This is a genomic window from Sulfuricella sp. (assembly GCA_041651995.1).
GTDB lineage: Bacteria > Pseudomonadota > Gammaproteobacteria > Burkholderiales > Sulfuricellaceae > Sulfurimicrobium.
This window is the reverse complement of record JBAZID010000001.1, coordinates 894,871-915,165: the sequence shown is the minus strand read 5'-3', so window position 1 is coordinate 915,165 and position 20,295 is coordinate 894,871. Positions and strand designations below refer to the sequence as shown.

General features: G+C 59.9%; 21 protein-coding genes. 15 read left to right on the top strand and 6 right to left on the bottom strand.

Annotated elements, in window-relative coordinates; all coding sequences use genetic code 11:
• The first annotated feature begins 42 nt into the window (after window positions 1-42).
• The 6 genes from WC392_04435 (at window position 43) to rng (ending at window position 4,960) form a co-directional block, all read left to right on the top strand.
• Window positions 43-1,299 (top strand): glutamate-5-semialdehyde dehydrogenase, encoded by a 1,257-nt coding sequence (locus tag WC392_04435; GenBank protein ID MFA5241610.1) that lies wholly within the window; start codon window positions 43-45, stop codon window positions 1,297-1,299.
• Window positions 1,300-1,324: 25 nt separating this feature from the next.
• Entirely contained in the window at window positions 1,325-1,990 is a 666-nt protein-coding gene (nadD, locus tag WC392_04430) for a nicotinate-nucleotide adenylyltransferase (GenBank protein ID MFA5241609.1), read from the top strand.
• 7 nt (window positions 1,991-1,997) lie between these two features.
• A complete protein-coding gene (gene rsfS / locus WC392_04425; protein MFA5241608.1) occupies window positions 1,998-2,348 on the top strand; it encodes a ribosome silencing factor in 351 nt (116 codons plus the stop codon).
• A 77-nt stretch (window positions 2,349-2,425) separates the two neighbouring features.
• Window positions 2,426-2,896 (top strand): 23S rRNA (pseudouridine(1915)-N(3))-methyltransferase RlmH, encoded by a 471-nt coding sequence (gene rlmH / locus WC392_04420; protein ID MFA5241607.1) that lies wholly within the window; start codon window positions 2,426-2,428, stop codon window positions 2,894-2,896.
• Window position 2,897: 1 nt separating this feature from the next.
• A complete protein-coding gene (locus WC392_04415) occupies window positions 2,898-3,515 on the top strand; it encodes a Maf family protein (protein MFA5241606.1) in 618 nt (205 codons plus the stop codon).
• Window positions 3,512-4,960, top strand: coding sequence for a ribonuclease G (rng, locus tag WC392_04410; protein ID MFA5241605.1), 1,449 nt, complete (start codon window positions 3,512-3,514; stop codon window positions 4,958-4,960). Before WC392_04415 ends, rng begins: the two co-directional genes overlap by 4 nt.
• Window positions 4,961-5,014: 54 nt before the next feature.
• Here rng and WC392_04405 read toward each other — a convergent pair whose 3' ends face one another.
• The 3 genes from WC392_04405 to proC are packed head-to-tail and all read right to left on the bottom strand — an operon-like array spanning window position 5,015 to window position 6,710.
• Window positions 5,015-5,317, bottom strand: a complete 303-nt coding sequence (locus WC392_04405) for a DUF167 family protein (GenBank protein ID MFA5241604.1) — start codon at window positions 5,315-5,317, stop codon at window positions 5,015-5,017.
• On the bottom strand, window positions 5,317-5,895 hold the full coding sequence (locus WC392_04400) for a YggT family protein (GenBank protein ID MFA5241603.1): 579 nt from the start codon (window positions 5,893-5,895) through the stop codon (window positions 5,317-5,319). Before WC392_04400 ends, WC392_04405 begins: the two co-directional genes overlap by 1 nt.
• A gap of 2 nt (window positions 5,896-5,897) precedes the next feature.
• Window positions 5,898-6,710, bottom strand: a complete 813-nt coding sequence (gene proC, locus WC392_04395) for a pyrroline-5-carboxylate reductase (protein ID MFA5241602.1) — start codon at window positions 6,708-6,710, stop codon at window positions 5,898-5,900.
• 194 nt (window positions 6,711-6,904) lie between these two features.
• Between proC and pbpG the strand changes: the two genes are divergently transcribed.
• The 9 genes from pbpG to WC392_04350 all read left to right on the top strand — a co-directional run bounded on the left by pbpG (window position 6,905) and on the right by WC392_04350 (window position 14,583).
• Window positions 6,905-7,831: a D-alanyl-D-alanine endopeptidase gene (pbpG, locus tag WC392_04390; GenBank protein ID MFA5241601.1), complete on the top strand. Its 927-nt coding sequence runs from the start codon at window positions 6,905-6,907 to the stop codon at window positions 7,829-7,831.
• A gap of 62 nt (window positions 7,832-7,893) precedes the next feature.
• Window positions 7,894-9,162 carry an MFS transporter gene (locus WC392_04385; GenBank protein MFA5241600.1) on the top strand — a complete coding sequence of 423 codons (1,269 nt, stop codon included), beginning with the start codon at window positions 7,894-7,896 and terminating at the stop codon, window positions 9,160-9,162.
• A 56-nt stretch (window positions 9,163-9,218) separates the two neighbouring features.
• Window positions 9,219-9,623, top strand: a complete 405-nt coding sequence (gene mscL / locus WC392_04380; protein MFA5241599.1) for a large-conductance mechanosensitive channel protein MscL — start codon at window positions 9,219-9,221, stop codon at window positions 9,621-9,623.
• Window positions 9,624-9,709: 86 nt separating this feature from the next.
• A complete protein-coding gene (locus WC392_04375) occupies window positions 9,710-10,120 on the top strand; it encodes a DUF1924 domain-containing protein (protein MFA5241598.1) in 411 nt (136 codons plus the stop codon).
• 9 nt (window positions 10,121-10,129) lie between these two features.
• On the top strand, window positions 10,130-10,618 hold the full coding sequence (locus WC392_04370; protein ID MFA5241597.1) for a diheme cytochrome c: 489 nt from the start codon (window positions 10,130-10,132) through the stop codon (window positions 10,616-10,618).
• 9 nt (window positions 10,619-10,627) lie between these two features.
• Window positions 10,628-11,500, top strand: coding sequence for a cytochrome b/b6 domain-containing protein (locus WC392_04365; protein ID MFA5241596.1), 873 nt, complete (start codon window positions 10,628-10,630; stop codon window positions 11,498-11,500).
• A 50-nt stretch (window positions 11,501-11,550) separates the two neighbouring features.
• Window positions 11,551-12,210, top strand: a complete 660-nt coding sequence (locus tag WC392_04360; GenBank protein ID MFA5241595.1) for a response regulator — start codon at window positions 11,551-11,553, stop codon at window positions 12,208-12,210.
• Window positions 12,207-13,565, top strand: coding sequence for an ATP-binding protein (locus WC392_04355; protein MFA5241594.1), 1,359 nt, complete (start codon window positions 12,207-12,209; stop codon window positions 13,563-13,565). Before WC392_04360 ends, WC392_04355 begins: the two co-directional genes overlap by 4 nt.
• A gap of 280 nt (window positions 13,566-13,845) precedes the next feature.
• The gene (locus WC392_04350; protein MFA5241593.1) at window positions 13,846-14,583 is read left to right on the top strand and encodes a hypothetical protein; all 738 of its coding nucleotides are present in this window, start codon (window positions 13,846-13,848) and stop codon (window positions 14,581-14,583) included.
• 24 nt (window positions 14,584-14,607) lie between these two features.
• Here the strand turns inward: WC392_04350 and WC392_04345 are convergent, their stop codons facing one another.
• The 3 genes from WC392_04345 to WC392_04335 all read right to left on the bottom strand — a co-directional run bounded on the left by WC392_04345 (window position 14,608) and on the right by WC392_04335 (window position 20,206).
• Window positions 14,608-15,195, bottom strand: coding sequence for a protein-methionine-sulfoxide reductase heme-binding subunit MsrQ (locus tag WC392_04345; GenBank protein ID MFA5241592.1), 588 nt, complete (start codon window positions 15,193-15,195; stop codon window positions 14,608-14,610).
• 89 nt (window positions 15,196-15,284) lie between these two features.
• Entirely contained in the window at window positions 15,285-16,229 is a 945-nt protein-coding gene (gene msrP / locus WC392_04340) for a protein-methionine-sulfoxide reductase catalytic subunit MsrP (protein MFA5241591.1), read from the bottom strand.
• A 356-nt stretch (window positions 16,230-16,585) separates the two neighbouring features.
• Complete coding sequence (locus WC392_04335; GenBank protein ID MFA5241590.1) at window positions 16,586-20,206, bottom strand: EAL domain-containing protein; 3,621 nt, start codon at window positions 20,204-20,206, stop codon at window positions 16,586-16,588.
• Between the last annotated feature and the right edge of the window lie 89 nt (window positions 20,207-20,295).

Sequence of the window (20,295 nt, the reverse complement as noted above, 5' to 3'; positions counted from 1 at the left end):
CGTGGTTTAATGCAGTTATCGGGATAGAAAGAGGACAAGGATATGGACGTCAAGGCATACATGCACACTCTCGGCCAGCAGGCGCGCGCGGCTTCCCGCGCCATGGCCAAAGCCGATACCAACGCCAAGAACAAGGCGCTCAGCGTGATGGCAAACGCGATTCTGCGCGATAGCGCGAAGCTGGTGGAAGCCAATGCCCGGGATCTGCAAGCGGCAAAGGCCGCCGGGCTGGATGCCGCCATGCTCGACCGCCTGACGCTGACGGAAAAAGGCGTGGCGGGCATGGCCGAAGGCCTGCTGCAGATCGCCGCCCTGCCTGATCCGGTGGGCGAGATCAGCGGCCTCAACTATCGTCCTTCCGGCATCCAGGTCGGCAAGATGCGCGTGCCGCTGGGGGTGATCGGCATCATCTACGAAGCGCGCCCTAACGTCACGGCGGACGCCGCCGGGCTGTGCCTGAAATCCGGCAACGCCTCGATCCTGCGCGGCGGCTCGGAAGCGATCCATTCCAACCAGGCCATCGCCGCCTGCGTGCGCGAAGGCCTGGCCGCCGCAGGCCTGCCGGAAACGGCGGTGCAGGTGATCGAGACCACCGACCGCGCGGCGGTGGGTGAGCTCATCACCATGCGCGAATTCGTCGACGTGATCGTGCCGCGCGGCGGCAAGGGGCTGATCGAGCGTCTCATCGCCGAGGCGCGCATCCCGGTGATCAAGCATCTGCACGGCGTGTGTCACGTCTACATCGACGACAAGGCCGATCTGGACAAGGCGGTCAAAATTGCCGATAACGCCAAGACCAGCCGCTATGGCACCTGCAACACCATGGAAACCCTGCTGGTGGCGGAAGGCGTGGCCGGGGAAGTGCTGCCGCCGCTGTGCCGGATTTACCAGGACAAGGGCGTGGAGCTGCGTGGCTGTCCCGCTTCCCGCGCCATTATTCCGGCGATGAAGGAAGCGACCGAGGAGGACTGGCACACCGAATACCTGGCGCCTATCCTCTCGGTGCGGGTGGTGGCCGATCTGGATGCGGCAATCGAGCATATCAACACCTACAGCTCGCAGCATACCGAGTCCATCGTGACGGAAGATTACAGCCGGGCACGGCGCTTCCTGCGCGAAGTGGATTCCAGCTCGGTGATGGTGAATGCTTCCACCCGTTTTGCCGACGGCTTCGAATACGGCCTCGGCGCGGAAATCGGCATTTCCACCGACAAGATTCACGCACGCGGCCCGGTGGGGCTGGAAGGGCTGACGTCGCAGAAATTCATCGTGCTGGGCGACGGGCATGTCAGGGGATGAAGCCGTGAGGGGTGAGGAGTGAGGGGTGAGGAGTAACAGCGGGGGCGTTTTACCGCTCGGCGTTCTTGGCGGCACCTTCGATCCGATCCATTTCGGTCACCTGCGCCTCGCCGAGGAGCTGGCGCAGCAGCTGGACTTATCCGGGGTGCGTTTCATTCCGGCGGGCAGGCCGTGGCATCGTGGGGCGCCCGGCGCCACGCCCGGGCAGCGGCTGGAGATGGTTCGTCTGGCCATAGAAGGCAACCCGCACTTCGAGCTTGATGAGCGCGAGGTCAGCAGGAATTCACCCGGCTACATGGTGGAAACGCTCACGGAATTGCGCCAGGAAATGGGAAGCGAACAGCCCTTGTGCCTGCTACTCGGGGCCGATGCTTTTCTCGGTCTGCCAGCCTGGCATCGCTGGCGCGAGCTATTTGCTCTGGCGCATGTGGTGGTCGCGCAACGCCCCGGTTTTGCGCTGCTGCAGGAGCAGATGGACAGCCAGCTGCGCGAGGAACTTGAGCGGCGCATGAGCGCAGATCCTGCCGATTTGCAGGATCTGCCGGGTGGCCGGGTCATGAGTTGGCCGATTACGCCCCTGGCTATTGCGGCCACCGCCATTCGTGCCGGAATCATGGCCGGACGCAGCCCGCGCTATTTGCTCCCGGAAAGTGTTCTCGATTATATTCAGACGCATCAACTCTACCGTTAAGGAAAATATGGAACCGGAAGCAATGAAACAAGCCGTCATTTCGGCGCTGGAAGACATCAAGGCAAAAGATATCGCTGTACTCAAAGTTTCTCATCTGACCAGCATGACGGACTACATGATTGTCGCCACCGGTGATTCCAACCGCCAGACGCGAGCACTGGCCGGTCACGTGCAGGAAAAGCTCAAGGAGCTGGGTGCGGTGGTGCTGGGCGTGGAAGGCGAGGACAGCGGTGAGTGGGTGTTGGTGGACCTGGGTCAGGTCGTGGTTCACATCATGCAACCCAGCACGCGCGAACACTACAGCCTTGAGCAGTTGTGGGGCGAAGGACGGCGCCATGGTCCGAAAACCGCTGTTTAACGTGAAACAACGCACCGGATCATGAAACAGCGCTTCGCCACGATCCCTGGGTTGACCGTCCTGTACCGCGAAGCCGCATGAAATTATGGATACTCGCTGTCGGCAACAAAATGCCGGGCTGGGTCAGCGAGGCGTTTGCCGAGTACGCCAAGCGCATGCCGCGGGAAGCGCGCATCGAACTGCTGGAAATCAAGCCGGAGAAGCGTGGGGGTGGAAAAACAGCCGGGCAGATGCAGGAATCCGAAATGGAGCGGATTCAGGCAGTGCTGCCAGCGGGGGCGATACATGTCATGCTGGACGAGCGCGGCATGGAAATGAGCACGCTGGAACTGGCAGCCGGCATGAGGTCGTGGCTTCAGGAGGGTCGTGACGTGGCTTTTGTTATCGGCGGCGCCGACGGCCTGCACCCTGCCTTGCGCCAGCGTGCGGGAAAATTGTGGTCGCTGTCGCGCCTCACCCTGCCGCATGGCATGGTGAGGGTGTTGCTGGCAGAGCAGTTGTATCGGGCCATGTCGGTGATTCAGGGGCATCCTTACCATAGGGAATAACATGGCTTTTCCTTACCAGACCATCTACCTGGCGTCGGCCAGTCCGCGCCGGCGGGAGTTGCTGAAGCAGATCGGGGTTCGCTTCGAGGTGTTGCTGCTGCGCACGCACCCTTCCCGCTCCGATGTCGATGAAACGCCGCATGCGGGGGAGGATCCGCGCGACTACGTGTTGCGCCTGGCGCGAGCCAAGGCGGAAGCGGGCAATATGGCCTGTCGGGCCCGTTGCCTGCCGGCTTATCCGGTACTGGCGGCGGACACTACTGTGGTCGTGGATGGTGCCATCATCGGAAAACCGGCGGACCGCGCGGAAGCGGAGGCTGTGCTGGCACGGCTGGCGGGCCGCAGCCATGAGGTGCTGACGGCTGTGGCAATGGCTTTCGATGACCGGATCGAAGTGAAACTGAGCGCATCGAGCGTCGAATTTGCGCCGCTCGATGCGGCTGCAATCAAACGCTATGTGGCCAGTGGAGAATCCCAGGACAAGGCTGGCGCCTACGCCATCCAGGGCAGGGCTGCCGCTTTTGTCGCCCGGCTAGAGGGCAGCTATTCCGGCGTGATGGGCTTGCCCCTGTGTGAAACATCTCAACTATTACGGAAATTTGGCATCGAGATTTTATGAGCGAAGAAATCCTGATCAACGTGACGCCCCAGGAAACCCGGGTGGCGGTTTTGCAGCAGGCGGTAGTGCAGGAATTGCACATCGAGCGCGCCAGCGCGCGCGGCCTGGTGGGGAATATTTACCTCGGGCGGGTATGCCGGGTTTTGCCCGGGATGCAGTCCGCCTTTGTTGAAGTCGGGCTGGATCGTGCGGCTTTCCTCCATGTGGCGGATATCTGGGTGTCCCCGGGCGAAGAGCCGAGACCGATCGAGCGCCTGCTGTATGAGGGACAGAGCATCATGGTGCAGGTTTTCAAGGACCCGATCGGCACCAAGGGCGCACGCCTTTCTACCCAGATTGGCCTGGCTGGACGTTTTCTGGTGTATTTGCCGCAGGAAACGCATATCGGCATTTCCCAGCGTATCGAGGACGAGGCGGAGCGCGAGCATCTGCGCGAAAAGCTGCAACACCTTCTGCCCGAGGCGGATCATGGCGGCTTCATAATCCGCACCATGGCCGAAACGGCGACCGACAAGGAGCTGCTCGATGATGTCGAGTACTTGCGCAAGGTGTGGAGCGACATTCAGGTCAGTGCCAAGGGCGCCGCGGTCAAGACCAGGCTCTATCATGATCTGGACCTGCCGTTGCGCGTCCTGCGCGATTTTGTCAACGATGAAACAGACCGCATCGTGGTGGATTCACGTGAAACATTTATCCGTCTGCAGAGTTTTGCGCAGGAATACACCTCGGGCGTGAGTGAAAAGCTCTCGCACTATCAGGGCGAGCGCCCGTTGTTCGATTTGCGCGGAGTGGAGGATGAAATCGAAAAAGCGCTGGCGCGGCGCGTGGATCTCAAATCAGGCGGCTACCTTATTCTCGACCAGACCGAGGCGCTGACCACGGTGGACGTGAATACCGGCGGTTTTGTCGGCGGGCGCAATTTCGACGACACCATTTTCAAGACCAACCTCGAGGCCGCGCAGACCATCGCGCGCCAGTTGCGGCTGCGCAATCTGGGCGGAATCATCATTGTCGACTTCATCGACATGGACAACGAGGAACACCAGGCGGCGGTGCTGGCCGAATTCAAGAAAGCGCTCTCGAAAGATCGCGCACGCATCACCATCAATGGTTTTTCCGCTCTTGGCCTGGTTGAAATGACGCGCAAGCGCAACCGCGAAAGTCTGGCGCATGTCCTGTGCCAGCCATGTCCCATTTGCCAGGGGCGGGGCGAGCTCAAGACGGCCCAGACGGTGTGCTATGAAATCCTGCGCGAACTGCTGCGCGAGGCGCGCCAGTTCGATGCGCGCGAGTACCGCATCCTGGCTTCGCAGCAGGTCATCGACATGTTTCTCGACGAAGAATCGCAGAGCCTGGCCCAGTTGGGGGACTTTATCGGCAAGCCGATTTCCCTGCTGGTGGAGAGCCAGTACTCACAGGAGCAGTACGACGTGATTTTGATGTGATTGCTGTTGCAGAGCATGAGCCCTTTCCATCTGGCCTGTTCCCGGCACAAGCCATCATTTTCCCGCAGGCGGGTTTAACAACTCATCCGGCATGCATCGGGAGCCATGAATTTCCACGACTTTTCGACGTCCTGTGCTGCCCTGTTTTAATCTTATCTGGCTGGATGGCACATCAAATGCCTTTTTGAGGAAATCCAGCAATCTGGTGTTGGCCTGTCCCTCGACAGGCGGCGCCGCAACCCTGATTTTTAGCGCACCGTCATGAATGCCGGCCGCTTCCGTGCGTTTCGCGCCGGGTTGTACGTGCAGGGTCAGAATGATGCAGTCACCGTCGATGCGGTACCAGGGCGTGAGCATTACACGATCGAGAGCAAACGCAAGGCGAGCTGTTCCAGCCAGGCGATGGGCAGAATCAGGAGCAATTGCCCAAAAAGAATCAGCACCAGAGGCGATAGATCGACTCCGCCCAGGGTCGGGATGACTTTTTGCAGCGGGCGTAGAAATGGTTGCACCAGGCTGCCGGCAAGACCGTTCAACCAGTGATAGGGCTGTACCCAGCTAAGAATGGCGCTGAGAATGACGGTCCAGATCAGCAGGTTGATCCACAGACTCAGCAGCTTCACCAAGGCTAGAAAAGCGAGCCCGCCAAATGCTGCGGGAATGCCCGCGGCTTGGCCTGCGAGCAGAAATGTCGCCGTGACCAGAACCATTTGTGTTGCCCATGCCGCCAGCAGAGATGCCCAGTCCAACCCCCCAAGGCCGGGAATGATGCGGCGCAGGGGTTTGACTGCAAAATCAGTCGCTGCCAGCAGGAATTGCCCAATGGGGTTGCGAAATGGTGTGCGCATGAGCTGCATCTGGAAGCGTAGCAAAAATGCCGCTGCAACCAGCGACAGCAGGGTGTCGAGTAAAAATAGCAGGGCCTGATTCAGCATGATTATTCTTTCCCCAGTGCGTCACCCAGCTCGCGCGAGCGGGCGGCTGCGGCATGGATGGCCTGAATGATGGCGGCTTTTACGGCCGCTTCTTCCATGGAGGCCAGGGCGCGCTCGGTTGTGCCGCCCCTGGACGTAACGCGCGCGCGCAGGGTGGCGGTATCCTCTTCGCTCTGGCTGGCGAGGCTGGCTGCGCCGAGAAAGGTTTGCAGAGTCAGGGTGCGTGCCTGCTGGGGAGAAAACCCCAGCTCTGTGGCGGCAGTCTGCATGGCTTCCATGAAATAGAATACATAGGCCGGGCCGCTGCCGGAAACGGCGGTGACGCCATCCATCTGGGCCTCTTCGCTTAACCAGAGGGTTGCGCCCACCGCCCGCAGCACAATTTCGGCCTGCTCCCGCTGTGGCTGTGCGACTTCCGGCAAGGCATAGAGACCGCTCATGCCGGCAGAAACCATGGCTGGAGTGTTGGGCATGCTGCGTACCAGCTGGCGGTAGCCGCCCAGCCAGCGGCTGAGGTCCCCGGAACGCACGCCAGCAGCAATCGATATGACCAGTTGCCGATGCAGCAAGGGCGCCAGGGTGGCGGCAACTTCGCGCAGCTGCTGCGGCTTCACTGCGAGAACAATAATCTCGCTGGCCACTGATTCCGCGTCCACACTGGCAAAGGTCTGAACGGGGTAGCGCGCCTGCAGGGCCTCACGGGTTTCATGAGAAACGTCGGCCACACGGATCTGTGCCGCATCAAAGCCCTGTGCGACAAGACCGCCGATCAGGGCGGAAGCCATGTTGCCGCCGCCAATGAAGCTGATATTCATGGTTGTTGGTCCCGATGCTTTAAGATGAGAGAATTATAAAGCCATCCATGCTTTGCGCCGTAAATCTTCCGAGGCAAGGCCGGGGTGTGCGGCCGTGCCGGACGCAGAGGTTTACAGGCCATTCATATGGGATTAAAGTAATGCTAAATCCTGACGTTAGAGAACATAGTTAAGAACAACCCAAAGGATCAGTCATGAAAGCGAAATGGTTCATAGCCTGTTTGCTGCTTTCTTCCTCGATCGCAGTGGCGGCGCCGGCACATAAAAAAACAAGTTACAACAAGACCGGCAAGGCAAAAGCAGTCAAGGTAAGCAAAACGATCAAGCCCGCGAGAATGCATGCGGCGGCTGAAGATGGCCGCTTGCATCTGGGGTCCGCGGTTGCCATGATTGTTGATCAAAAAAGTGGCGAGACGCTTTTTTCGCGCAATGCCGCCAATCAGGCTCCGATTGCCTCCATCACCAAGCTTATGACCGCGATGGTGGTGCTGGATGCCGGCCTCAGCATGGATGAGGCGATCACCATCAGTGAAACGGATGTGGATTCGCTGCGTAACTCAGGATCCCGTCTGCGGGTGGGTACGACCCTGACGCGGCAGGAAACACTGCATCTTGCGTTGATGTCTTCTGAAAATCGTGCCGCGGCCGCGCTGGCGCGGACCTTTCCGGGCGGTTCAGCGCAGTTTGTCGCCGCCATGAACCGCAAGGCGGTGGAGCTGGACATGCGCCAGACCCATTTCGTCGATTCAACGGGGCTGCATAGCGAAAACGTGTCCACCGCGGAAGATCTGGTGAAAATGGTCAAGGCCGGCTATCACTACGAGTCCATTCGTCAGATGACTACTTCCGAGGCTTACGACGTGGTGAATGACAGCGGCCGCCGCATCCCGTACAAGAATACCAATGCGCTGGTGAAGAGCCCTGCCTGGGATATCGGCCTGTCCAAAACCGGTTTCATCAATGAGGCAGGCCGCTGCCTGGTGATGCAGGCTCAGATCGCCAGCCGGCCGGTAATCATCGTGCTGCTGGATTCCGCAGGTAAATTTACCCGTATTGCGGATGCCAATCGCATCAAGAAATGGCTGGAGTCCAGCCGTCCCATCCTCGCCCGTCTTGGCTAATTTCTTGTTAGATCAGGGGTTCTGACGCCTCTACCGTGTTGACTTTGTTGCAGCGGCGCGCAATGCGCCGCTTTCGCTGGATCGCTTTTTCGCTGCTGATTCTGGCGTATATGCTCTCCTTTTTCCATCGCATGGCGCCCGCCGCGATTGCCGGCGAACTCCAGCTTGCCTTCAATGCCAGTGGCGCCGCTCTGGGAACGCTGGCGGCAAGCTATTTCTATATTTACACCCTGATGCAGATCCCTACCGGCGTGCTGGTGGATACCCTGGGCGTGCGCAAAATCGCCACACTGGGCGGGCTGGCGGGCGGAGCGGGATCCATTCTGTTCGCTTATGCGGATACGCTTGGCGAGGCGTCGCTGGGGCGCTTGCTGGTAGGGCTTGGGGTTTCCGTGATGTTTATTTCCATCATGAAGCTGAATGCCGTGTGGTTTCACGACCGGCATTTCGGCACGGTCGGTGGCTTGACCATCCTGCTGGGCAATCTCGGCTCGGTGCTGGCCGCCGCGCCGCTGGTCTGGGCGCTCAATTTCACTTCCTGGCGCAGCATTTTTGCTGCTTTGGGGGTGTTTTCCATCGTGCTGGGGTTGCTGACCTGGTTCCTGGTGCGCAACCATCCGGGGGAAGCGGGCTTTCCCTCCATGCGTGAACTGGATGGTGAATTGCCTCATGCGCCTCATGCCGGTCACTGGTACGACGGGCTGGTGAAGGTCGTCAGGAATCGGGCGACCTGGCCCGGCTTCTGGCCGAATTTCGGCATTGGCGGCACCTTGTTCACTTTTGCCGGCTTGTGGGCCGTGCCTTTTCTGCATGATGTTTATGGCATGTCGCGTGCGCTTGCGGCCGGGCATACCTCCCTGTTGCTTGCGGGTTTCGCAATGGGCGCGCTGCTCACGGGTATGGTTTCGGATCGTATTGGCCGCCGCCGCCCGGTCATGGTGGCGGGCATTTTGCTGTACCTGTTGTGCTGGCTGCCTTGGCTGGCCTTGCTGCAGATGCCGTTGGCCGCCAGCCTGGGGCTGTTTTTCATCATGGGAATGGGAGCGTCCGGCTTCACTCTGGCGTGGGCCGTGACCAAGGAGGTCAATTCCCCGTCCTTGTCCGGCATGGCCACCAGCGTGGTGAATACCGGCAGTTTCCTTGGCGCCGGGTTGCTCCAGCCTCTGGTTGGATGGGTAATGGATCTGGGCTGGGATGGCGGGATGTCGGAAGGTGTGCGCGTCTACGCGGGAGAAAACTACCAGCTTGGATTATTGCTGCTGTTTATCTGCGCTTTGAGCGGGCTGGCCGGGGCGCTCAGATCCAGAGAGACTTTTTGCCGCTATGGCTGACCCATCTGCTTGTGCGGTGAGTTAATATGGTTTTGTCTATAACAGGAGAATATCTTATGAGCATGATCAAGGAATTCAAGGAATTTGCTGTCAAGGGCAACGTGGTGGACATGGCTGTCGGTATCATCATCGGCGCGGCTTTTGGAAAAATCGTTTCGTCTTTTGTCGGTGACGTGATCATGCCGCCTATCGGGGTGCTGCTGGGCGGGGTGGATTTTTCCAATCTGGCCTTTACCCTTAAGGAAGCGGTGGGCAGTGCGCCCGCAGTCGTCATCAGCTATGGAAAATTCCTTCAGACCGTGATTGATTTCACGATTATTGCCTTTGCCGTATTCATGGGAATCAAGGCGATTAATACGCTCAAAAAACAGGAGGAAGCCGCGCCTTCCGCCCCTGCCGCGCCACCCCCTCAGGAAGTGCTGCTGGCTGAAATCCGCGACTTGCTCCGGGATCGCAAGTAAGACATTCACTAACCCGCCCTGGGTTAAGTTTCCCTTAAGAATCGGGCATTACAGTTCTCCTCACGTTGTTCACAAGGAGAACTGTAATGACCCGATTCACTTTTCTGATTGCCGGACTTTTCGCCTGCAGCGCGGTTCAGGCCGCCCCCGAGGATCTTCTCCAGAGCTATGCCGTTCAGGCAAAACAGGAAAACTCCCAGTTCCAGGCTTTTTCAGCCGCTCGCGGCGAACAGCTTTACCACGCCAAACGTGCCCACAGCAGCGGCAAATCGCTGAGCTGCGCCAGCTGCCATACCGGCAATCCAAAATCAGCGGGGCGCCATGAAAAAACCGGCAAGGAAATCCTGCCGCTTGCGCCCGTGACCAACCGCGATCGCCTTGCTGATGGCGCCAAGGTAGAGAAATGGTTCAAGCGCAACTGCCAGGATGTGCTGGAGCGCGCCTGCTCCGCCCAGGAAAAGGGCGATTTTGTGTCCTATCTGCTTTCGATCAAATAGGAGATGAAAATGAAAAGCTCACTGCTGGTATTTACCCTGTTGCTTGGCGGAGCCGCCTGGGCGGATGGCAATACGAACCTCGCGCCTGCCGTCAGCAATACGAAATGGAAGACAGAATGCAGCGATTGTCACATGGCCTACCCCCCTGCCCTGTTGCCGGAACGCTCGTGGCGCAAGATGATGGCCGGGCTGGGAAGCCACTTCGGCCAGGACGCCAGTCTGGATGCGGCCACGGCAAAGGAGATCACTTCTTTTCTGGCCGGCAATAGCGCGGAACGGGCCGGAGGAAAACGGGCAAAAAAGGTGCTGGGCTCCCTCGGCCCCAATGAGGCACCGCAACGCATTAGCGAAACCGCCTGGTTTGTTCGTGAGCACGACGAGGTGGCGCCGCAAGTCTGGAAGCGCGCCAAAATCGGCAGCCCGGCAAATTGTAATGCCTGCCATCAGGGCGCCGGGCAAGGCAACTATTCCGAAAACCAGATCCGGATTCCACGTTAAGGGGGCCATATGAAAATCCTTGTCTGGGATATTCCCACCCGCCTCTTTCACTGGCTGTTTGCCGGTGCGTTCGCGGCCGCCTGGCTGACTTCGGATTCGGATAGCTGGCTCAATGTGCATGTCTTTGCCGGTTACCTGATGCTGGGCTTGCTGGGGTTTCGTCTGATCTGGGGTTTCGCGGGAGGGCGTTATGCCCGTTTCACTTCTTTCCTATACAACTGGAAGGAAGGCCTCACTTATGTGATGCAGGTAGTGACGGGCACAGCCAGGCGTCATATTGGGCACAACCCGGCTGGAAGCTGGGCGGTTTACCTGTTGCTGGTGCTCGGCTTGCTGGCTGGCTTGAGCGGCATGATCACGCTGGGCGGACAGGAGGGGCAAGGCCCGCTTGCGCCCTGGGTGCCCTACTGGGCCGGCGAGGCTTTCAAGGAAGTGCACGAGGCTGTGGCAAGCATCATGCTCGGCGTGGTCGTCCTGCACCTCGCCGGTGTGGCGCTGGAGAGCTGGCGCCAGCGCGAAAACCTGCCGCGCGCGATGGTCACCGGCTGCAAGGAAGGAACGCCCGATGCCGCCACCTCGTCGCGCCGTATTCTCAGCGCACTGCTGTTACTGGCGGCCATAGGCGCAGGCTCGGTGTGGTATTTCTCCGGCACGCCCATTACGGGCGGAGAACATGACGCGGGCTACAAAATCAGCCGCTCGATTGATCCACGTGAAACACCGCTGCGCATTACCGAAACCCCTTACTGGCAAGGCAAGCATCACGACCTTGGTGCGCAGGTGTGGAAGCAGTCGCAGATTGGTTCTCGCGCCAATTGCGTAGCCTGCCACCGGGATGCGGAGCTGAACGTGTTCGCCCCGGCAATACTGCCTCGTGCATAGCCATATCTGATCGGTTAGACTGGCCGCCATGCTGACAACATTACAAAATCATGCGCCTGCTGCTGGTTGAAGATGACCCGCTGCTCGGAGACGGCGTCCGTGTCGGCCTGCAGCAATCCGGGTTCGTCGTGGACTGGGTGAAGGACGGCCAGGCGGCCAAGCTGGCACTGCAAGCCGGGGCCTATGCGCTGGTGGTGCTGGACCTTGGCCTGCCGCGCCTGTCCGGAACGGATTTGCTGAAATGGCTGCGCGGCTCTGGCAACGACACGCCGGTGCTCATTCTCACCGCCAGGGATACGGTGGCGGACCGGGTCAACGGCCTTGATTCTGGAGCCGATGATTACCTGATCAAGCCCTTCGATCTGGATGAGCTGGGGGCCAGAATCCGCGCCCTGTTGCGGCGTGCCGGCGGACGTGCCGCACCCCTGATCGTGCATGGCCAGCTGGAGATTGATCCGGCAACTCGTCAGGTAATGCTAGCGGGTAAACCGGTCGAACTTTCGCCCAGGGAGTACGCCATCCTGCTGGCGCTGCTGGAAGGCGCGGGCCGCTCCCTGTCGCGCGAGCAACTGGAGCAGAGCCTGTATGGCTGGGGCGACGAAGTGGAAAGCAACGCGGTTGAGGTGCATATCCACCATCTGCGCAAGAAACTCGGCGCGGAGCTGATCCGCACCCTGCGCGGGGTGGGTTACCTGGTGGACAAGGCATGAACTCCCTGCGCACCAAACTGCTGGTTTCGCTCCTGGCCATCATCTCGGTAGCCTGGCTGGCCACGGCGGGCTTCATTTATTACGACGCCCACCACGAGATCGACGAGCTGTTCGATGCCCAGCTTGCCCAGTCGGCCCATGTGCTGCTGGCCCAGGCCGGGCATGATCTCAAGGATGCGCGCGAGGACGAGGACGATGATGGCATCGCAACGGAAATTGCCGGTGCAGGCCACAAGTATGAACGCAAGATCGCCTTCCAGATCCACGATGAGCATGGGCGCCTGCTGCTGCGCTCCGCCAGTGCGCCGGTTGAGCCTTTGGCAAGACGGGAAAATGGCTATGCCGAAGTCACCATCGCAGGCAAGTCCTGGCGGGTTTATACCCTGAAGGACGCCGGGAATGAAATCCTGGTGCAAGTGGGCGAGCGCCATGAGGTACGCAATGAACTGGCCGCCTCCGTGGCCCTGCGCCTGCTGCTGCCCCTGGGCGTTACCCTGCCGGTACTGGCCCTGCTGATCTGGCTGGCCGTCGGCCGGGGTTTGAGTCCCTTGCGCCGCATCAGCTGCGAAGTCGAGCAACGCGATCCCTCCAATCTGGCGCCACTGGAGGGGCATGGCGTCCCCGTCGAAATTGCCCCCCTGCTGCACGCGCTCAATACCCTGCTTGGCCGGCTGGATCAGGCGCTGGAAAGCGAGCGGCGTTTCACCGCCGATGCCGCGCACGAACTGCGCACCCCGCTTGCCGCCCTCAAAATCCAGGCCCAGGTCGCCCGCCGCGCCGAGAGCGAGGCGCAACGCGTTACAGCCCTGGACAACCTGATTGTGGGGGTGGACCGCGCGACGCATCTGATCGGGCAATTGCTGACCCTGGCGCGGCTGGAGCCGACAGCAGGCAGCACGGTAATGATGGCGAGTTGCGATGTGGCGGCCATTGCCCGCCAGGTGCTGGCCGGTCTGGCCCCGGCTGCGCTGGAAAAGCAAATCGAACTGGAACTGGCCAGCCCCGCTGCGGCCACGATCAGGGGCAATGCCGACATGCTCGCCATCCTGCTGCGCAACCTGGTGGATAACGCCATACGCTATACGCCCGGGCATGGGCGGGTCAGCGTGTCCCTGCTGGTGGAACAAGGCCGGGTGCGGCTGGAAGTCACGGATAGCGGGCCGGGCATCCCGGAACAGGAAAGGCAGCGGGTGTTTGACCGCTTCTACCGCATTCTCGGCAGCGATGCCGCTGGCAGCGGCCTGGGACTGTCCATCGTCAAGCGCATCGCCGATGTTCACGCGGCCTCACTCGCTCTGGCTGACGGCGAGCATGGTGCCGGCCTCAGGGTGAGCGTGGCGTTCCCGCTGAACTGAACCCGGCAAGCGCAGTTGGCCGCAAGGGATGCCGCGTGAAGGGATTCAGGTGAAATGGCGGCGGGCATTTCAAGGGGAGCGTTACAAATCCACGCAATAACCAGAAATACACTGTTAAGCCAGCCTTAAGACTGGAAGAGTAGGGTGTGTCATAGGTTGAACAAAAGGTCATGGCTTCAATGACCGCGCTCACGCCGCTTCTTTGGATTCAGCAAGGCATTGCGCTCCGGGTGGCGGTTTATCTGGACATCGTCTTCTAGGTGCGAAGAGGGGGAATATCATGAAATCTGCTGTCATGGATATCATTGCAATCGTGGCGCTATTGACCACAGGTAGTGTATTGGCAACCGGCATGCCCCCCATTGCAGTGAGATACGGTTGCGTCGCTTGTCACGCGATTGACAAAAGAGTCATAGGCCCTGCCTGGATGGAAGTATCCAGGGCCTATAACAGTCATAGCAAGACAAGCATGGGCATCCCCATTTCTGAAATTCTCCGGAAGAAAAAGGCCGAGGAATATCTGAGGCTGAAGATAGCCAGCGGGGGCGCGGGTATCTGGGGAATGTCGATAATGCCACCCCCTGATCCGCTCAAGGTTACGCCAGCTGACATCGATGCACTGGCGACAGGCATCATGGGGCTATCCAATGGCCGCACGCCGAAAGAAAGGTTTGCTGGCTTGTCAAAGCTTCACGGTTGCAATGAGTGCCACGCCCTGGATCGCAAGAAAGATAACATCGGCCCGAGCTGGATGGATATCTCCCGATTTTACAATAACAGCATCGTCAGCCCTTATGACGGCCTGAAAGCTTCTGATGTGCTTAAAAGCCGGTCGGCAGAGGAATGGTTGTTGTTCAAGATATCCCACGGTGGCCGAGGAAATTGGGGCAGCAAGTTTATGCCCGCATTGGAATATAGATATTTGACCATTTTAGGCGGCGTCCGGACTGATCCGGACCATGGATATCCGGAATTAATAGAAATAACCCGGTTTGTTATTGGCCTGGCAAAGAAATGATTCAACCAGAGCCTGGACTCCATTTCAGGGTTCAGGTTTTGGGGCTTTAGTGCTGAATCGCCTGAACCACAGCCGGTAGCCCAGCAGCAGCGCCAGCACGGCGGCGTAGATCGTCGGCTGGGTGACATCCTTCTTCACCAGCCACCAGTAATGCACCACGCCCCCGACTGCTATGAGATACACCAGCCGGTGCAGGCGCTGCCAGTTCCTGCCGCCGAGGCGGCGCATCATGGCCTGGGTGGAAGTGAGCGCCAGGGGAATCAGCAGGAGGAAGCTGGCGAAGCCGACGGTGATGAAGGGGCGCTTGAAAATATCCTGGTAGATGGCGCCCAGGTCGAAGAACTGGTCGAGCCAGAGATAGGTGGTGAAGTGCAGGCTGGCATAGAAAAAGGCAAACAGGCCGAGCATGCGGCGTAGCCGGATTGGCCATTGCCAGCCGGAGAGACGGCGCAATGGGGTGATGGCCAGCGTGATGAGCAGGAAGGTCAGGGTCCAGGTGCCGCTGGAGCGGGTGATGAATTCGATCGGGTTGGCGCCCAGCCCGTCATCGAAGCCCAGCCACAGCAGCCGCGCCAGCGGGATGAGGCAGGCGAAGAACAGCAAAATCTTCACCCTCTCTCCAACTCTCTCCCGCGAACGGGAGAGAGGGCTATCGTTCCCTCTCCCGCTTTGTGGGAGAGGCTTAGGGAGAGGGGGCTGCATCAGAAAAACTTCTTCAGATCCATGCCGGCGTAAAGCTGCGCCACCTGGTCGCCGTAGCCATTGAACGGCAGCGTGGGACGCTTGAGGAACTCGCCGATGCGGCGTTCCCTGGCCTGGCTCCAGCGCGGGTGGTCCACGGCGGGATTGACGTTGGAAAAGAAGCCGTACTCGCTGGGCGCGGCGCGCATCCAGGCGCTTGTTGGCGGTTTCTCGACGAGGCGGATCCTGACGATGGATTTCGCGCTCTTGAAGCCGTATTTCCACGGCACCACCAGGCGCAGCGGGGCGCCGTTCTGCTGCGGCAGCACCTCGCCGTAAAGCCCGAAGGCGAGCAGCGTGAGCGGATGCATGGCTTCGTCCAGGCGCAATCCCTCGACATAGGGCCAGTCCAGCACGCCGGAACGCTGCCCCGGCATCTGCCTGGGGTCATGCAGCGAGACCAGTTCGACATATTTTGCATTGCCGCCAGGTTCGGCGCGGCGGATGATTTCGCCGAGTGAAAAGCCTGTCCACGGGATCACCATGGACCAGCCCTCGACGCAGCGCAGGCGGTAGATGCGCTCTTCCAGTGGCGCCAGGCGCAGCAGGTCCTCGATGCCGTAGGTTTTTGGATACCTGACCTCGCCCTCGACCGTTACCGTCCACGGGCGGGTGATCAGGGTCCTGGTAGCCTGTGCCGGGTCAGCCTTGCCGGTGCCGAATTCGTAGAAGTTGTTGTAAGTGGTCACTTCCTTGTACGGCGTTGCTGGTTCGCTGGTGCTGAGCGGGCTTTTCCTTGCACCCGGCAGCTTTTCCGCAGCGAAGGCCGGAGTTGCGAACAGGCCGGGGACTGCGGCAGCCGTCAGCGCGGCGGGCAAGGCTTGCAGGAACTGGCGGCGGGAGTGGTACACCTCGCGATCGGTGATTTCCGATGGGCGAATGTCGCTGGGGCGTTTGATGAGCATATCGGCTCCCGGTTGATGATGGTGCCATGGCAGGCAGGAGCGCCGTCTGGTTTCCCTCCGGCAATGAATACTCGAAAGACTGCAAAAGCACGCCCAAAGTTCACTTGGCTCATGCTTGCGGCGATTGATCCGGCCCGTAAATACTCTGGGATGTAGGAGGCCCGCCCCGGGCCGATTCAGGATCCAATCGCGGCCAACTCCTATCCCCATCCTGACCTTCCCCTTGAAGGGGAAGGGACGATCGCCCTCTCTCCCTTTGGGAGAGAGTTGGAGAGAGGGTCGGCGCCGCTCCTACCCGTGAGTTTGATGGCTGGAATAATAAGCGGCCGTCTCAACAAGCCGATGCACAACGGTTTTCAGTGGGGGGCCGGCCGGTTCTGCATGGTTTCATGGCGGCGGAAGGCCTCGGCGACTTGGGCGCGCAAGGTATCGTCTTCCCACGGCTTGGTGAGAAACTTGTAGACGGCGCCACGGTTTATCGCATCGCTTACGCTGCTCAGGTCTGCATAACCGGAAAGCACCATGCGCAGCGTATCCGGGTACAGTTCGCAAACCCGGCTGAGGAACTCGGTTCCACTCATTTCGGGCATGCGCTGGTCCGAGATGATGACGCTTACCGGGTGCTTTGCGAGGATATCAAAGGCTGCCGCCGGGCTGGTGGCTGTCAGAATGTTGTAGCCTTCGTGGCGCAGCAGGCGTTGCAGGGATGAAAGGATATTGGGCTCGTCATCCACCAGCAGCAAGGTGAGCGCCGCGCCATCCTGCTGGCTGGGGAGATTGAGCTGGCAGCCATCGCGCAACAACTGCTCCATTTGTTCCGATGCCACGGGTCGGCTGAAATAATAGCCTTGAATGGCGTCGCAGCTGTGGGTGCGCAGAAAATCCAGCTGGCTTTCCTTCTCCACCCCTTCCGCGATGACATCGAGTTTCATGCCGTGCGCCAGCGCGATGATGGCTATCGAGATGGCGGCATCGTCGGGATCGGAAATGATGTCGCGCACGAAAGACTGGTCCAGCTTGAGCTTGTTGATGGGGAAGCGCTTGAGATAGCTGAGGCTGGAATAGCCGGTACCGAAATCGTCGATGGATAGTCTGACGCCCATGTCGCGCAATGCGCCCAGCGTTTGCTCCGTGCTTTCGGCATGCTGCATGGCCACGCTTTCAGTGATTTCCAGTTCCAGGAACTCGGGAGGCAGGCCGGTTTCCGCCAGGACTTTTTTCACCAGTTGCGGGATGTTCTCGCGGAACTGCCGGCCAGAAATATTGACCGCCACGCGTATTGGCGGCAGGCCCGCGTCATGCCAGGCCCGGGTTTGCTTGCAGGCGGTATGCAGCACCCAGGCGCCAATGGGAATGATCAGGCCGGTGTCCTCTGCCAGAGGGATGAAGTGGGCGGGCGAAATCATGCCCAGCTCGGCGTGCTGCCAGCGCAGCAGCGCCTCCATGCCGATCATCTGGCCGGTCAGCAGGCTGACCTGGGGCTGATAGTGGAGGGTGAATTCATCGCGCTCCAGCGCCGTGCGCATGCTGTTTTCCAGCATCAGGCGCTGTAAAACGCGGCTGTTGATCTCGGCGGTGTAATACTGGACGCTGTTGCGGCCCTGATCCTTGGCCCGGTACATGGCGGCATCCGCATTCTTCAGCAGGGTGGTGGCGTCCTCTCCGTCACGCGGGAACAGGCTGACGCCGATACTGCACGTGACCGTCAGTTTGTGGTTCTCGACCATGGCCGGCTCGGCAATGGCGGCTAGAATCTTGTGCGTAACGCGTGAAATATCTTCTTCCTGCGAAATATCGGCGAGGATCACGGCAAAATCGTCACCACCCATTCTTGCCACGGTATCGCCACCGCGCACAGATTCATTGATGCGCTGCGCCACGATCTGTAGCAACTGGTCGCCCACGTTGTGTCCCAGGCTGTCGTTGATGACCTTGAAATTATCGAGATCAATGAGCAGCAGGGCGATTTGACTGTTGGCCCGGCGGGCAAAAATGATGCCCTGGGTGAGCCGGTCCTGGGCCAGGTTGCGGTTGGGCAGCCGGGTCAGGGTGTCGTGGGCGGACTGGTAGGCCAGTTGTTCCTCATATTGCTTGCGCTCGGTTACGTCGTTCTGGATGCCGATGTAGTGGGTGACCTGCCCTGCTTCGTTGCGCACCGGAGAAATGAAAAGTTCGTTCCAGAACAGGCTGCCATCCTTGCGGTAGTTGCGCAGCAAGGCCTTGCCGTCGCGCTTCTCCCTGACCGCGCGGCGAATGTGTTCCAGTTCCGGCTGGTCGGTATCCTGGTTTTGCAGGAAGCGGCCATTTTTCCCCAGCGCTTCCTCGGCGCTGTAGCCGGTAATGCGCTCGAACGCGGGGTTGACATACACATAGGGGAAATCCTTGTGGGTAGCGTCGATGATGGTGATGGCATTGACGCTCGATTCGAGTGCCCGTTTCCACAAGCGCAGTTTTTCCTCTGCTTCCTTGCGGCTGGTAATGTCCTGTTTGATGCCGACGAAGTGGGTGATCACCCCCTTTTCGTCCTTGACGGGGGAAATCGTCGAGGACTCCCAGAATAGCGCGCCATTCTTCTTGCGGTTGAGCACTTCCCCGCGCCACACCTTGCCGGCAAGAATGGTCTGCCACATTTCCTGATAGGTCTCTAGCGGCGTATCGCCCGATTGCCAGACATTAGGGTTGTTGCCGATGACTTCCTCGGGAGAGTAGCCGGTCAGGGCGTAAAAATAGGGATTGACGTATTCGATCACGCCATCGCGGTCGGTGATGACGATGGTGTTGGCACTTTGTTCCAGCGCCTGAGTGAGCTTGCGCCGCTCGGTTTCGCGTGCCTTGCGCCCGCTCAGGTCATGCATGATTGAGGAGAGAAAGGCGACCTGACCGTCTGCCGTGCGGTGGGACAAGATCACCTGGGCAACCGGGATTTCCCTGCCGTCACGGCTCAGCAGGGCGGTTTCACCCTCCCAGTGCCCTTCCCGTATCGCGGTGGGTATGCCTTCCTGCTCGGTTACCCTGAGGGCCCATTCGGGAACAAAGGTGGCGATCGGCGTGCCCGCGATATCTTCGTTGGCGCCGATACCGAGGATTTTGCGCGCCGCCCGGTTGGCGGACAGCATCTTGCCTTCCGGCGTGGCGGTGCCGACGATATCCGGCATGGCTTCGATAATTTCAGCCATGCGGGAAATCTCGCTGATATAGCTGTCCATCTGCTCCGCACCCTGGTTGAAGCCGCGCATGAGTTCACCGATTTCATCGTAACGATGATTTTGCATTCGCACGCTGCGATCCCCCGCGGCAAAGCGCTTCACCATGTCGGTCACCGCGATCAGCGGCGTCACGATGCGCCAGCGCGCATAGGCCACGAGGGTGACGAGAAATGCCAGGTTGAGCGCCACCACGCCGGCGATCAGCCAGTCGATATGGCTATGCGCCTGCTGCGCTGCTGCCGTCAGCGTGCTCACAACCTGGTCGGTGCGCTCCAGAATGGCATCGGTTTCCTGGGTGAGCCGGGGCAGGTCCCCCGCTTCAAGGATCGTGGTGGAGTCGGACAGGGATTTTTCCAGCGTCTGCCGGAAGATGCGCCAGCTTTTGTGTACTTCCCCGATTTCGGCAGAGAGTGCGCCGCTTTCCCGCAGCAGCAGGAAAGAAAGCTTGGCGCTCTCCTGTTCGATCTGCGCGAGCGTGTTTTCAAAACGCTGAATCAGGGGCGGAATCGTCTCGCTTGGGCGTTTCTGAAGAGCGGATTCGGCAGTATAAAAGGCCAGCCTCTGGCTCAGGTAGCGCAGCCTGCCGCTTTCGTTGACCAGCCGGGAGACATCGGCAACACCGTTGTAAAGCGTTTCCACCACAACCAGGCTGGTTGCGGTAAGCAGGAAAAAAGCCAGAAAAATCACCGCCAGTTTTTGCCCGACCGAGAGCCGCACCAGCGGGGCGGGGGCTGTCTCTATGGCGTCTGGTAGATTGTTTTTTTGTGGCATGGTGGTGTGCTTGTGCCGGAAAATTTCGATGCTGCACTGGCAGCGTCCGGAACCCTCCCGACTAATTATTGTGAAATTGGTATAATAAG

Excerpts from the sequence above, each read along its gene's own strand:
- WC392_04360 (MFA5241595.1), top strand. The coding sequence starts at position 11,551 with ATGCGCCTGCTGCTGGTTGAAGATGACCCGCTGCTCGGAGACGGCGTC.
- pbpG (MFA5241601.1), top strand. The coding sequence starts at position 6,905 with ATGAAAGCGAAATGGTTCATAGCCTGTTTGCTGCTTTCTTCCTCGATC.
- WC392_04375 (MFA5241598.1), top strand. The coding sequence starts at position 9,710 with ATGACCCGATTCACTTTTCTGATTGCCGGACTTTTCGCCTGCAGCGCG.
- WC392_04365 (MFA5241596.1), top strand. The coding sequence starts at position 10,628 with ATGAAAATCCTTGTCTGGGATATTCCCACCCGCCTCTTTCACTGGCTG.
- WC392_04435 (MFA5241610.1), top strand. The coding sequence starts at position 43 with ATGGACGTCAAGGCATACATGCACACTCTCGGCCAGCAGGCGCGCGCG.
- WC392_04350 (MFA5241593.1), top strand. The coding sequence starts at position 13,846 with ATGAAATCTGCTGTCATGGATATCATTGCAATCGTGGCGCTATTGACC.
- WC392_04335 (MFA5241590.1), bottom strand. The coding sequence starts at position 20,206 with ATGCCACAAAAAAACAATCTACCAGACGCCATAGAGACAGCCCCCGCC.
- rsfS (MFA5241608.1), top strand. The coding sequence starts at position 1,998 with ATGGAACCGGAAGCAATGAAACAAGCCGTCATTTCGGCGCTGGAAGAC.
- WC392_04385 (MFA5241600.1), top strand. The coding sequence starts at position 7,894 with ATGCGCCGCTTTCGCTGGATCGCTTTTTCGCTGCTGATTCTGGCGTAT.
- WC392_04355 (MFA5241594.1), top strand. The coding sequence starts at position 12,207 with ATGAACTCCCTGCGCACCAAACTGCTGGTTTCGCTCCTGGCCATCATC.
- rlmH (MFA5241607.1), top strand. The coding sequence starts at position 2,426 with ATGAAATTATGGATACTCGCTGTCGGCAACAAAATGCCGGGCTGGGTC.
- WC392_04370 (MFA5241597.1), top strand. The coding sequence starts at position 10,130 with ATGAAAAGCTCACTGCTGGTATTTACCCTGTTGCTTGGCGGAGCCGCC.
- WC392_04400 (MFA5241603.1), bottom strand. The coding sequence starts at position 5,895 with ATGCTGAATCAGGCCCTGCTATTTTTACTCGACACCCTGCTGTCGCTG.
- WC392_04405 (MFA5241604.1), bottom strand. The coding sequence starts at position 5,317 with ATGCTCACGCCCTGGTACCGCATCGACGGTGACTGCATCATTCTGACC.
- WC392_04415 (MFA5241606.1), top strand. The coding sequence starts at position 2,898 with ATGGCTTTTCCTTACCAGACCATCTACCTGGCGTCGGCCAGTCCGCGC.
- msrP (MFA5241591.1), bottom strand. The coding sequence starts at position 16,229 with ATGCTCATCAAACGCCCCAGCGACATTCGCCCATCGGAAATCACCGAT.
- proC (MFA5241602.1), bottom strand. The coding sequence starts at position 6,710 with ATGAATATCAGCTTCATTGGCGGCGGCAACATGGCTTCCGCCCTGATC.
- mscL (MFA5241599.1), top strand. The coding sequence starts at position 9,219 with ATGAGCATGATCAAGGAATTCAAGGAATTTGCTGTCAAGGGCAACGTG.
- rng (MFA5241605.1), top strand. The coding sequence starts at position 3,512 with ATGAGCGAAGAAATCCTGATCAACGTGACGCCCCAGGAAACCCGGGTG.